The sequence below is a fragment of the Rahnella sp. GSA61A genome (assembly GCF_019969905.1).
In the GTDB taxonomy this organism is placed as follows: Bacteria; Pseudomonadota; Gammaproteobacteria; order Enterobacterales; family Enterobacteriaceae; genus Rahnella; species Rahnella aceris.
Map to the genome: position 1 here is coordinate 68101 of NZ_JAHXYO010000008.1, position 13975 is coordinate 82075.

The 13975-nt window shown below is 54.6% G+C and carries 9 protein-coding genes; 6 read left to right on the plus strand and 3 right to left on the minus strand.

Translation table 11 applies throughout. The features are described from left to right. Positions 1–19: 19 nt before the first annotated feature. Entirely contained in the window at positions 20–6037 is a 6018-nt protein-coding gene (locus LC431_RS12365; RefSeq protein WP_223509918.1) for an MG2 domain-containing protein, read from the minus strand. Positions 6038–6268: 231 nt separating this feature from the next. Between LC431_RS12365 and greB the strand changes: the two genes are divergently transcribed. From greB to LC431_RS12395, 6 genes are all read left to right on the plus strand, one after another. Beyond that, positions 6269–6742, plus strand: a complete 474-nt coding sequence (gene greB, locus LC431_RS12370) for a transcription elongation factor GreB (protein ID WP_013573592.1) — start codon at positions 6269–6271, stop codon at positions 6740–6742. Positions 6743–6853: 111 nt separating this feature from the next. Further along, entirely contained in the window at positions 6854–9184 is a 2331-nt protein-coding gene (locus LC431_RS12375) for a Tex family protein (RefSeq protein WP_013573591.1), read from the plus strand. Between the two features lie 398 nt (positions 9185–9582). Beyond that, positions 9583–9807, plus strand: a complete 225-nt coding sequence (gene feoA, locus LC431_RS12380; RefSeq protein WP_013573590.1) for a ferrous iron transporter A — start codon at positions 9583–9585, stop codon at positions 9805–9807. 86 nt (positions 9808–9893) lie between these two features. Next, on the plus strand, positions 9894–12212 hold the full coding sequence (feoB, locus tag LC431_RS12385; protein ID WP_223509920.1) for a Fe(2+) transporter permease subunit FeoB: 2319 nt from the start codon (positions 9894–9896) through the stop codon (positions 12210–12212). 8 nt (positions 12213–12220) lie between these two features. Next, positions 12221–12460: a FeoC-like transcriptional regulator gene (locus tag LC431_RS12390; RefSeq protein WP_013573588.1), complete on the plus strand. Its 240-nt coding sequence runs from the start codon at positions 12221–12223 to the stop codon at positions 12458–12460. Positions 12461–12528: 68 nt separating this feature from the next. Continuing rightward, positions 12529–13449, plus strand: a complete 921-nt coding sequence (locus LC431_RS12395) for a LysR family transcriptional regulator (RefSeq protein WP_013573587.1) — start codon at positions 12529–12531, stop codon at positions 13447–13449. Here LC431_RS12395 and LC431_RS12400 read toward each other — a convergent pair. Both LC431_RS12400 and LC431_RS12405 read right to left on the minus strand, forming a co-directional pair. Then, a complete protein-coding gene (locus tag LC431_RS12400) occupies positions 13429–13695 on the minus strand; it encodes a DUF2442 domain-containing protein (protein WP_223509922.1) in 267 nt (88 codons plus the stop codon). The two genes, LC431_RS12395 and LC431_RS12400, sit on opposite strands and share 21 nt — an antisense overlap. After that, entirely contained in the window at positions 13679–13918 is a 240-nt protein-coding gene (locus LC431_RS12405; protein WP_013573585.1) for a DUF4160 domain-containing protein, read from the minus strand. Before LC431_RS12405 ends, LC431_RS12400 begins: the two co-directional genes overlap by 17 nt. Between the last annotated feature and the right edge of the window lie 57 nt (positions 13919–13975).

The following is a 13975-nucleotide window of genomic DNA, read 5'->3' on the forward strand; positions in this document are numbered from 1 at the left end:
GCGGGGCTTCTGCATTGTGTTATTTTTTAGCAACAGCCGCTTCATCAGCCGGCACGACCACCAGTTTTTTATCACTGACCGACAACGCCTGAACTTCACGGTTATACATCGCTTCCCCGTAAGCCGGAGGGATCACGAAACTGCCGGTGTTGGTGGCTTTAATCTGATACACAAACTCCTGCACATCGGTGCTGGCGCTGCCGTAAATCACCACGCGATCTTCACGAATATCGCTGTAATCCGGTGCCCACGTAGAACCCGATGCCGCCAGCGGTGACTGCCAGGACGCTGAAGCTTCTGCTTCACTGTTTTCATCACTGCTGTCAGATTCCGGTTCCGGTGGCGTTTGCTGGACCACTTCGAATCCGCCCGGCAACAAATCCACAATCGCCAGATTGTCCTGCCCTTCCTGCGAGTTGGCGCGGACTTTCAGATGCACATTGATCTTCTGCCCCAGCGTCACCTGCGTGACTGCGTTGCCTTTTTCATCGGTGTAATCGCGGGTGATTTCCAGACCGCGGGAAATGGCTTTCTTCGGCGCTGCCAGATCGTAACCCGCCTGCGTCACCACGTACCAGGCGGGCGCGTTATTGCCGTTTTCAATGCGAAGTGCCTGTGCGTCAGCGGTGAAATTCGCTTTAGCAAACAGCCCCTGAACCTGTGAAATCAGCTGCGGTTCCACATTTTTGGTTTTGCTTAGTTGCGTAATTTTCAGCGCATCCGGTGCCGTGGCCTGCGCCGCCACCTGTGCGGAATAACTCTCCAGCGCCAGAATGCTCATTGCCGAGGAATACGTGGTGTAGCGTTCCTCTTTCAGTGCCTTGACCATATTTTCCAGCACCTGTGGCGGAATCGCGGAGACTTTTTCCGGGAAGTGACGGGTGATCAGATACAGCCGCGTCGCGTCCTGCACCAGTGGATCAAAGTAACTTTGCGTCCACCAGGCTTTGTCATACGCCTTGCTCAGTTGCGCCCACGTTGGTTGCAACAGCGTATTCGCCTCATCATCCATTTTCAGCAGACGGTAAGAAGATGCCAGATACATCGCGCTGAGATCGGTTTTCCAGGTGTCCGGATAACGCTGCTGCAAGGTATCCTGCACCGAGGCCAGCGAACTGGTGGTGATTTCACCCTGACGCGTCAGCAAATAAACCGCCCATGCGCGCAGACGCAGGGTATACAAATCATCATTCTGATTTGCCGCCAGTTCGCGCAGTGCCGAATTGGCTTCTTCCAGCATACCGGCTGGCAACGCAACGCCCGCCGCTTTGGCTTCCAGCAGATATTGCACTACATACGGCGTGACGAACGGATCGGTTTGCGGCGATGAACGCCACAGGCCAATCGCGCCGCTGTCGTTCTGTCGTGAACGCAGCACCCCCAGCATATCTTTCAGTTGCTTGCTGCTGTCCGCCGGGCTGAGATTGCCACGCATTTCCGGATGCACGGTTTCGAGGATCAGCGGCACCGAGCGGCTGACAATCTGCTCAGAACAGTAATACGGATAATCCGCCAGATACTGGGATAACCCGCTGGTCAGTACCAGCGGCGAGTTGGACACCGCCGCTTTACGCACCGCGTAAGCATCAAACATCTGACGCAGGTTATCGACGTTCTGGCCGCTGCCGTTCATGCGTCCCATCACCGACTGCGTGCGGAACGGCATTGCCGGGCGCACCGACGTACTGATCGTGCGGCGGCTGGTTTTATCGCCATACGTCGCCTCAAACACCAGCGGCGCATCACCCGGCAAGGCTTTGGCGCGTAAGCGGAAATTAATCACGCCCTCGCGTTTTTCAGCCAGCGACAGGTTCTGATCGGCCTGGCCCACCACTTCAAGCTGCGGCGGTACAGTCAGGTGGATAGCAACAGGAATGCTTTTGCCGTTCAGCCCTTCGAGGTTGTTACTGACACCTACGCTGACATCAAACTCATCACCCGGTGCCACCATCGACGGCACGTTTGGCGTCATGATGAAGTTGTCGCGCACGGTTGCCGAGGTCTGCGCTTTACCGATTTTGTCCGGCGTCACGGAAATCGCCATCACGCGGATTTTACCGTTGAAATAATCCGGCACCGGATAATCAAACTGCTTCTCGCCGTTCACTTCGGTAATGCCCGACCAGTACGCCACCGGCTTGTCGCGCTTACGTTTAAACGGATTGACGTTCAGATCCAGACCTTCACCGGCGTCACCGCCCGGCGCGGCGGCGAGCTGCATCAGCTTGCTGAATTCCGGCAGGATAAGATCCAGAATCTGCGAGCTTTCCACGCCCAGTTCACGTTTACGGAAGAAGTACTCCAGCGGATCTTTCAGGCGATAACGCGCCACCTGCAAAATTCCCTCATCGACGGCAAACAGCGCCACCTGTTGCGGGCCGTCGGTCTTCACCGTCATGACCAGGTTTTCCCCCGGTTTAATCACCTCAGGCGCGTTGACGTCGAGAGTGTTCTGGCGGGCTTTAGTGCTGATTTTGAACGGCATCACGCCGTAGCTCAGCGGGCTCATAAAGATTTCATTGGAATTCACATCACGCACGAACTGCACGTTGATGTAGCCGTTGCCTTCCATGCCTGCAGGAACACGGATTTTCTGCACCGAACTGGTGGTGTCGGTATGGAACCACTGCCAGCTGTAGACTTTATCTTTCTCGATGGTAATCAGCCCGCTGCCGGTGTACGGCGCGTTAACGGATACCTCGATTTCCTCACCCGGCTGGTACTCCGCCTGATTGAGTTTCAGCTTCAGTTCGGCATTCCTGTCCAGCGAACGGCTGAGGTTGGCGTTACCGGCCACGGTATAGCCAATGCGGTTCAGCACATTGCCTTTCGCATCTTCAATAACCAGCACGAAATCACCCGGTTTATCCGTCGCCAGCGTCAGGTCGTTGCCCTGCGCCGTCAGTGACAGCGGCTGTTCCGACAACTGCACTTCCTTCATTTTCGACTGATATTTGTAAACGCCGGAATCCTGTTTGGTGAGCACTGAAATGTATTTCTGTTCAATCAGCGCGACTTTCAGATCCGGCAACGCAATCTGCTTCAGCGACGGGTCGACCGCAATAATGTTCAGATGGCGCGCTGCATCGCGGTTGATATAGCCTAAATCGCCGTCGGCTTTTACGCCGACCAGAGAGTCATACGGCGATACCAGCACCCGAGCCGTTGCGGCCACGGAACGTCCGCCACCGGCCACGAACGCCTCGGACAGCAGTTGCAACTGATAGGTCGCGTCAGCATAAGATTTCAGATCCAGCGGGATATTCGCCGCGCCTTTTTCATCCGTCGTGCGGTCTTCCAGTTCCGTTTCGAAACCGTCGCTGTTCTGGCGGTTCTCATAGAAAGCGTAATCCGGGAACTGATCGAAGCTCGGATACATCGGGCGCAGCGTCAGTTTCGAGGTCACGCGCCGGTCCTGCGCAGGCGTACCGAACAGGTTCTGTACGTCAATATTGGCCTGCAATTCTGAGGGTTTCACCCAGCCTTGTTTACGCTCCGGCGTCAGTTGTAATTTCACCTTCAGCTGATCCGGCTCGAACTCTTTGACGTTAACTGAGGTATGTCCCAGCAAAGTGGAAGATTCATTGTCTTTGCCGATCAGATACAGATAGACATTCCATTCACCGGTAGGTGAATTATCGTCAGTGGTATAACTCAGCTCATTGAAACCGCTGGCACCGAGCGTCAGCGGGATGGTGCTCATCAGCTTGTCGCGCGGGTCGTGAATTTCCGCACGCACCGGCACACCCGCCAGCCCGTTGCTCCAGTCGGCAGCGCGGGTGATCAACCCGATATTGAAGGTATCCCCCGGACGATAAACGCCGCGATCGGAGAACAGATAACTGCTCAGCGTACGCGGGTCATTGGGGGTGATTTCGCCATCGACATCAAAACGGGAGAAGTCGAGGCCGCGATCGTTATTCCGGTCCGCTGGCAGGAAGGAGACATCGCCCTCTTTTTCCACCAGGAACATCACCGGCTGACGCTCGCTGGTATAAACGTCCAGCGCCGGGAAACGTACATGCCCGTCAGCACCGGTGGTTTGAGTCAGCAGCGTGACGCCGTTTTTAGCAATAACCGAGACTTTCGCATTTGCCACCGGTGTGCCGCTGTGAATTGACTGCACAAATACGTCGCGTGTTTTGTCCTGCGAACGCTTGGCAATAATCCCCAAATCGGTGACAACAACGAATCGCGAATCGCCAACCGGCGCTTCATCTCCGCTCTGGTCTTCATCCTGATACACATTGCCGTCGTCATCCGCTTCCGGTTTCACTTCTTTCTTTTTCGGATCCCATTCCGACAGCGTCAGCAGGAATACGCCGCGATGCGAGGTCGGATCGGTGGAGAGATAACGCGAAAGATCGACGCCCTGATAATTCACTTCACCCGGCTTGTCGTTATTCACCGCCGTCTGATATTTGAAGTGCTCGGTGAAATACTCGTCATTCAGGCGGTTAAATTCCGCCGATGAATATTCACGACTTTTGAACGACACGATGTGTTGCAGCTGGCTCGGGATCACCCGTTTGATGTCCAGGCGCAGCCCCGGTACGTTACGCGCCGCGACGCTGATTTGCTTGTCACCGTTGACCGACAGCAACGAGCCTTGCGACATAAATTGCAGGGATTTCGGATAATCCGGAACCTGAACGATGCGGTAGACTTTTTCCGGCATTTTATAGCCGCCGGAAGATGTCAGAATATTGTCAATCTCCACCAGCATGGCACGGTGGGCTGGCGCATCGAAACGGAAGCTGAACTGCGGCTGATAATCACTTTCCGCGTCATTAAGCTGGATATTCAGCGGGGTGGCCTGCGCGAGCACATTATTCTCGACGCTGTCGACTGCCCAGCTTGCGTAATCATCCGGGCCTTTGGCTTCGTCCTGATCGTTTGGATTATGCTGTGGCAGTAACCACACTTTGACTGCCTGGCGGATATCTTTGTCTTTGACCGCGTCGCTGAACCCGACGATCAGCGCACGCTGGCCTTTCGCGCCATCGGCATCCACCACCTGCGCGCTGGCTTCGTTCACCGTCAGGCTATAGAGCGTCGGCACGGACACCACGCCATTCTTCTCCTGCGCGGTGGCATTTGAGGGTACAGAGGCCTTCACGCCTTCGCCAATGATGACACGCACGGAACCACCGTGATCCAGCGATTTCAGCGGTTCGGAATGTACCCAGGCATTGAGTTTCTTCTGGTCATAGACCACAGAATAATTGAGTTTCGTCCCGGTTTTGGCTTTCCCTTCGGTCAGGCCAAGCGAAATCTGTTTTTCGAAACTGGCGACATCCACCGGTGCGTTGAATTTAACGTTAAAAATCGCGCTGCGTTTTTGGGGATCCTGCGGGTCCTGATAATACTCGGCCTGACCCAACTGATAACCGAAAGCTGGGGCAGAAAATTCATAGCGAGTTTTCGCCAGTTTAATTTGTGGCGCAAGCAGCACATCAGGGGTGAAGTTCACATCATATTTGTTGCCCATCGGCAGCGGATTTTTAGGCGTGAACACTAAGGTGTAACCACTTACCCATTTCCATTCACCTTCCGTGGCAGGTTTCAGGGAAATCCCTTTTTCGACCACTTTGCCCACTTCCGTCACGGGCGCGGCAGAATGACGGAAACTGAAAATGACTTGCTGCGGTGCAGGCTTTTGCGCGGCGTAATTGACGGACTCGGGGCCGCTGACGCTGACGCTGGTGTTCTGATAAACCATTGGTGCAGGTTCTATCGGCTGCGGGCGATTGAGCCACCAGTGCCAGCCGTAAACGCCAGCACCTGCGGCGCACAGCAAAACCAGAATCGCCAGACTGATGGCTTTCGGGTATTTATCTACGCCATTTTCCATCCGCGTAAAGCTGCGCTTCAGCCAGCCGGAAGTGGCCGTCCACCAGGCAGGTGCCCGCCAGTCAATATTCCCGACCAGCGGTTTGAAGACACGACCCAGCAGGCCCAGAATAAAAGCCAGCACGCGGAAAACACCTTTTATCAATGTAAAAGGCAGACGAAGTAAGAATTTTAATAAATCCATTTGTTGCTGTACCCCTAATCCCTGTGAACCATCGCCAGAAGTGATATTTTTATGCGAATCAGGACTTTTATTAAATTCAACGCATTGCGCCGCAGGATAATGATTATTCGCCTAAAAAGCCATCAGATAAAGCGTAGCAGCAACCGGGAGTTTCCGGCTGATTTCTGCGCTGCCAGCGACACGATTGTGTGAAACAATAGCGCGAGGATTTTGCGCAAAGCGACAGGTGACATGAAGACGAAACTGATTACCCGTGAAGGCTACGACAAGCTCAAAACTGAACTGGATTTCCTGTGGCGCGATGAACGCCCCGAAGTGACCAAAAAGGTCACCTGGGCTGCAAGCCTGGGCGACCGCAGTGAAAATGCCGATTACCAGTACAATAAGAAACGGCTGCGTGAAATCGACCGCCGCATCCGCTATCTGACCAAATGCATGGAACAGCTGCGCATCGTCGATTATTCACCGCAACAGGACGGCAAAGTGTTCTTTGGTGCCTGGGTGGAAGTCGAAAATGACGACGGCGACATCAAGCGTTTCCGCATTGTCGGATATGACGAAATTTTTGGCCGCAAAGACTACATTTCTATCGACTCGCCGATGGCGCGCGCGCTGTTGAAAAAAGAAGTCGGCGACAGTCTGGTGGTCACCACACCGGTTGGCGACGCGACCTGGTACGTCAATGAGATTGACTACGGGAAATGATCAGCTAACTCTCAAAACACGCAGGCGGACAGCCTGATGACTGGCATTTTATGTCTTCAAACCGTATAACTGTGCCCTGCTTTTTAAACGAAAAAAACTGATATCAGACCTATGAATGATCAACTGAGCCGCATTATCGCAAGTGAATTGCAGGTTCGCCCGGAGCAGGTTGCTTCCGTGGTGCGTCTGCTGGATGAAGGTAATACCGTGCCGTTTATTGCGCGGTATCGTAAGGAAGTCACCGGTGGGTTGGACGATACCCAACTGCGTCAGTTGGACACCCGTCTGGGTTATCTGCGGGAGCTGGAAGACCGTCGCCAGACCATCCTCAAATCTATCGAAGAACAGGGCAAACTCAGCGACGACCTGGCAAATGCCATTAATACCACGCTGAGCAAAACCGAGCTGGAAGACCTTTACCTGCCGTTCAAACCCAAGCGCCGCACGCGCGGACAAATCGCTATCGAAGCCGGTCTGGAGCCGCTGGCCGAATTGCTGTGGAACGATCCGCAAAACGAGCCGGACGCTGCTGCCGCAAAATTCATTGATGCCGATAAAGGCGTGGCCGACACCAAAGCTGCCCTTGATGGCGCACGTTACATTCTGATGGAGCGTTTCGCTGAAGATGCCGCGCTGCTGGCGAAAGTCCGCGATTACCTGTGGAAAAACGCCCATCTGACGTCCCGTATGGTGGAAGGTAAAGAGCAGGAAGGCGCGAAATTCCGCGACTATTTCGACCATCACGAACCGATTTCTCAGGTGCCTTCGCACCGCGCGCTGGCGATGTTCCGCGGCCGCAACGAAGGTATCTTACAACTGGCGCTGAATGCCGATCCGCAGCATGACGAGCCGCCAAAAGAAAGCTATGCCGAACAACTGATCATCGACCATCTGGGCCTGCGCCTGAACAACGCGCCTGCTGACGTCTGGCGTCGTGCCGTGGTCAACTGGACATGGCGTATCAAAGTGCTGCTGCACCTCGAAACCGAGCTGATGGGCACCGTGCGCGAACGCGCCGAAGATGAAGCGATCAACGTTTTTGCCCGCAACATGCACGATTTGCTGATGGCCGCCCCCGCCGGTATGCGCGCCACTATGGGTCTCGATCCGGGTTTACGTACCGGTGTAAAAGTCGCCGTTGTGGATAACACCGGCAAACTGGTGGATATCGATACGGTTTATCCCCATACCGGTCAGGCAGCAAAAGCCGCACAACAGGTTGCCGCGCTGTGCATCAAACATAATGTCGAACTGGTGGCGATCGGTAATGGCACCGCGTCCCGCGAGACCGAGCGCTTCTTCCTTGAGCTGCAAAAACAGTTCCCGGCGGTAAAAGCGCAGAAAGTGATTGTCAGTGAAGCTGGTGCATCGGTGTATTCTGCCTCCGAACTGGCGGCGCTGGAATTCCCGGATCTGGATGTTTCTATTCGCGGCGCAGTCTCTATCGCCCGTCGATTACAGGATCCGCTGGCGGAGCTGGTGAAAATCGACCCGAAATCCATCGGTGTTGGTCAGTATCAGCACGACGTCAGCCAGTCTCAGCTGGCGAAAAAACTCGATACCGTGGTCGAAGACTGCGTGAACGCCGTGGGTGTTGATCTCAATACCGCATCCGTTCCCCTGCTGACCCGCGTGGCCGGTCTGACACGCATGATGGCGCAGAATATCGTTAACTGGCGCGACGAAAACGGTCAGTTCCGTAACCGCGAACAGTTGCTGAAAGTCAGCCGTCTGGGGCCAAAAGCCTTTGAGCAATGCGCGGGCTTCCTGCGTATCAACCACGGCGACAACCCGCTTGATGCCTCGACAGTTCACCCGGAAACCTATCCGGTAGTGGAACGCATTCTGGCGGCGACACAGCTGGCGCTGAAAGAACTGATGGGCGATTCCAATGTGCTGCGTGGCCTGAAAGCCAGCGAATTCACCGATGAGCAGTTCGGTGTGCCGACGGTCACCGACATTATCAAAGAGCTGGAAAAACCGGGGCACGATCCGCGTCCAGAGTTTAAAACCGCGACCTTTGCCGAGGGCGTGGAAACCATGAACGACCTGATGCCGGGCATGATCCTCGAAGGCTCTGTCACTAACGTCACCAACTTTGGTGCGTTCGTCGATATTGGTGTCCATCAGGACGGCCTGGTTCACATCTCGTCACTGGCGAACAAATTCGTCGAAGATCCCCACACAGTGGTGAAAGCCGGCGACATCGTCAAAGTCAAAGTGATGGAAGTCGATCTGCAACGCAAACGTATCGCGCTGACCATGCGACTGGACGAGCAACCGGGCGAAGCACCCGCGCGCCGTTCTTCCGCGCCAGCGTCAGATTCACGAGACAATCAGAAACGCCACGCGCCAAACAAACCGTCGGGCCGCAATGCCGCGCCAGCAGGCAATAACGCGATGGCCGATGCTCTGGCCGCCGCGCTCGGCAAAAAACGTTAATTCTTCGTTTTTCCCCGCCACACCAAAGCCGCTGATATCCAGCGGCTTTTTTTATGTATCTTTTTTCGACACTTTTTAAACTCTGTCTTAATGAATCAATCACTGAGGTAAATCAATAAATCGGCCATCCGGCAGGCATACGATAGCGACGCGGTGGAGATTCCCGTGAAGAGGCACCCCCTCTTTTCTTTTGTCTCTATACGCGTACTAATTATGATAACTATTCTCGTTTGTACTTCTTTGCGTATTCAATACGCCGTCAGCCACAGGCTGACAATTTCGCACCATGGACAATTTCTGAGCAATATTTCGCAGTTAAGTGAGATCACCGGGCACGGAAGCGCGGCGTAACCTTTGTCACGCTGCCCCCAAAATGCCTGAATGCTTCGCGAGGAACTATGCAACTTCAATCAAAACGTGCTTATAAAATTACCGGCTTTTCACACGAAATCAGCCCGGCTTACCGGCAGAAACTGTTGTCACTCGGGATGTTACCGGGGTCATTTTTCAACATTATCCGCGTTGCGCCGATGGGTGATCCGGTACAAATCGAAACCCGCCGTACCAGCCTCGTCGTCCGCAGAAAAGACCTCGATCTCCTCCAGCTCGAGATGATGGCCTGATCCCAACATCAGGCCTTTGACAGTTCATTTTTCGCGGCGGCCCCGGGCTTGCATGTTTACCTTTTCTGACACGTAGATTTTATCGAATGAAACCATTAACGATCGGCCTGATTGGTAACCCAAACTCAGGTAAGACCACGCTTTTCAATCAGTTAACCGGTTCACGCCAGCGTGTCGGTAACTGGGCAGGCGTGACCGTCGAGCGCAAAGAAGGTCAGTTTGCCACCGCAGCGCACCAGATTACGCTGGTGGATTTACCGGGTACCTATTCCCTGACCACCATTTCCGAGCAAACTTCGCTCGATGAACAAATTGCCTGCCATTACATTCTGAGCGGCGACGCGGATCTGATGATCAACGTCGTCGATGCCTCAAACCTCGAGCGCAATTTATACCTGACACTGCAACTGCTGGAACTGGGCGTACCATGCATCGTGGCGCTGAACATGCTGGATATCGCCAAAATCCAGAACATCAATATTGATATCCCTGCGCTGTCTGCTCGTCTGGGTTGCCCGGTGGTGGCGCTGGTTTCTACCCGTGCCAGCGGCATCAAAGAACTGAAAGCCGCCATCGACGAATTGCCACAAGTGGCTGTGCTGGAACGTGTGCAATATCATCCGGTTTTACAACAGGAAGTCGATGTCTTGGCCGCCGAAATGCCGCCAGCCATGGCGCTGCAACAACGCCGCTGGCTGGCACTGCAAATTCTTGAAGGGGATATTTATAGCCAGACGCACGCAGGCAACGCACAGGCATTATTGCCGCAGGTGAGAGCCCGGCTGGCTGAGCAGAAACTGGACGATCCGGCACTGCTGATCGCCGATGCGCGTTATCAGAGCATCGCGGCGCTTTGCGCAGAGATCAGCAACTCCCACCTTACGGCGCCGAATAAACTGACGCAGGTGCTCGATCGCGTGATCCTCAACCGCTTTCTGGGCGTACCGATTTTCCTGCTGGTGATGTATCTGATGTTCGTGCTGGCCATCAACATCGGTGGTGCGCTGCAGCCGATTTTCGATATCGGCTCCGCCGCGATTTTCATTCAGGGTACGCAGTGGATTGGCTTTACCCTGCATTTCCCGCAATGGCTGACCATTTTTCTGGCACAGGGGCTGGGTGGCGGTATCAATACCGTGCTGCCTCTGGTGCCACAAATCGGCATGATGTATCTGTTCCTGTCGTTCCTTGAAGACTCCGGTTATATGGCGCGTGCTGCGTTCGTCATGGACAGGCTGATGCAGTCGCTCGGCCTGCCGGGTAAATCCTTCGTGCCACTGATTGTCGGTTTCGGCTGTAACGTGCCGTCTATTATGGGTGCCCGCACGCTGGATGCGCCGCGTGAAAGGCTGATCACCGTGATGATGGCGCCGTTCATGTCATGCGGCGCACGTCTGGCGATTTTTGCGGTGTTCTCTGCGGCCTTTTTCGGGCAGGACGGCGCATCCGTGGTGTTCTCGCTGTATCTGTTGGGCATCGTGGTCGCTATCCTGACCGGACTGCTGCTGAAATACACCATCATGCGCGGCGAAGCCTCGCCGTTTGTGATGGAACTGCCGGTGTATCACGTGCCGCACCTGAAAAGCCTGCTGCTGCAAACGTGGCAACGTCTGAAAGGTTTCGTACTGCGCGCCGGTAAGGTAATCGTGATTGCCAGTATTTTCATCGGCGCACTGAACAGTTTCTCGTTCAGCGGCAAGGCGGTGGATAACATCAATGACTCGGCGCTGGCGTCAGTCAGTAAAGTGCTGACACCGGTGCTCTCGCCGATGGGCGTACATCCTGACAACTGGCAGGCGACCGTGGGTCTGGTCACCGGTGCGATGGCAAAAGAGGTGGTGGTCGGTACGCTGAACACGCTATATACCGCCGAACACATCACCAATGAAGCCTTCGATGCGGCCAGCTTCAACCTGTTCGATGAACTGGGCGGCGCGGTGAAAGAAACCTGGCAGGGTCTGAAAGATACCTTCAGCATCAGCGTGCTGTCGAACCCGATCGAAGCCAGCAAAGGCGACGGCGAAATGGGCGTCAGCTCAATGGGCGTCATGAGCACCAAATTTGGTTCGGCGATTTCGGCTTACAGCTACCTGATCTTTGTATTGCTTTACGTGCCTTGCGTCTCGGTGATGGGGGCGATTGCCCGTGAAACCAGCCGTAGCTGGATGACGTTCTCGATCTTCTGGGGGCTAAACGTGGCGTACTCACTGGCAACCCTGTTCTATCAGGCGGCAACGTTCAGCACGCATCCGGCACACAGCGCGGGCATTATCCTGATCGTCCTGATCTTCAATGCCCTCGTCTTAACCGCCCTGCGCAAAGCCCGCAGCCGGGTCAGCGTTCATCTGCAACCGCGCAATGCGGCGACCTGTTGTAAACCCGCTACCGGCAGCGATTGCCACTAGGAGATGAGATGACCAGTCTGATTCAGGTTCGCGACAGTCTCGCACTGGCCGGGCGGGCAGATGCCCGCCAGCTCAGCCATCAGCTTAATGCACCACAACCGCTGGTGCAGGCGATGCTTGAACGGCTGGTCGCCATGCGCAAAGCAGAAGTGGTCGAAGCTGATGACAGTTGTCTGAGCGGCAGTTGTAAAAGCTGCGCCGACGGCAAGAAATGCCTCACGGTGAGCTATCAGCTCACCCGACACTGATTCAAAGCCTTTCCTGATAGCCGCGTCGCGGCTATCATCACTCCTCGTTTACGCCCGCAGGAGCCTGCATGATCGACAGTGAAATCACCTTCCGTAAACTCGAAATCTTCCTCGCTTATATGGAAAAGCAAAACATCACGCGTACTGCTGAACAACTCGGTCTGAGCAGCGTCAGCGTGCATCGCGCCCTGCATTCACTGGAAGAAGGTTTACGTTGCCCGCTGTTTATCCATCGTGGCCGCAATCTGCTGCCGCTGCCTGCGGCTGAAGCGCTGCTGGAGCACGCGACGCAGGTCATCGAGCAAATGGAACACGGTATCCTGGCGACCCGGCGCGCCGCCGGTTTTGGCGATAAGCGGCTGAAAGTCGGCACGTTATATTCGCTGACGCTGGAAACCATTCCGCGCCTGATCATGGGGCTGAAACTGCGCCGTCCGGAGCTTGAACTGGAACTGGTGATGGGGTCCAACAATGATTTACTGCACAAGCTGGAAGACGGTCAGCTGGATGCCATCCTGATTTCGACCAGTGATTCCAATGTCGATGCCCAGCGTTACGATCAGTTGCCGCTGTTTCAGGACGATATCTTCCTCGCCGCACCGGCCAGCGCAGAACTGATTTCAGAAGGCACAGCGGATTTACGCGATTACAAACAGAAGAAATTCGTGTCGCTGGCCGAAGGGTTCGCCACCTATCACGGCTTTCAGGAAGCCTTTCAGGTCGCCGGTTTCGAACCGGATATCGTGACGCGGGTGAATGATATTTTCTCGATGCTGAGTCTGGTGCAGGCGGGTGTCGGTTACACACTGATTCCCGGCAGGATGAAAGGCGTGTATGAGAATACGGTGAAATTACTGCCACTGGCCGAAGCCTACCAGATGCGCCAGACCATTTCGCTGGTCTTTCCACACAGCCGCGAGCACGACCCGAATCTGCTCGCCCTCGCCGCTGAAAGCCGGATGTATGCGCTAGCGAGCAGAAAGCGCTGACGCATTCATATGGGTAGCCGGTTTAGCGATCGGCTTTCCCACGATTAAGCCCTCAATGGAAATATCTTCATCCAGAGCATCCCAATGCAAACCATAAGCACTGGTTTCACAATCCTGACGCTGTGCGGGTGTTGCGTTCAGCAGAACAGGAAATTGCGCCAGCGGCACTGTCAGGATCTGGCCATCTTCAAGAGTCACCCACATTGTACTTTCATCAAAACGAACACTTTTAGGCGAAATATTCATTCCATGCTCCTTGAAATAGTGTCTGATAAACGTTAGTTAACGTTATAATTTCCCTGATCTCTTTGGCAGAAGAACCTGTCTGGCGACATAGGGCAACAGGTGAAAGCCATAGTTTGGCTTCTTTCTGACCAGATCTTACATGAATATGATGCGGTTCAAGAGGATTTCCTTCATTGGAATAGAAGAAAAAACGGTAATTTTTAAAGCGTAGTATCACTGGCATGGCGGTGACTTCCCTGTATAAACAGTCCGATAAAAACAAAAAACCTTTCACTCAGGA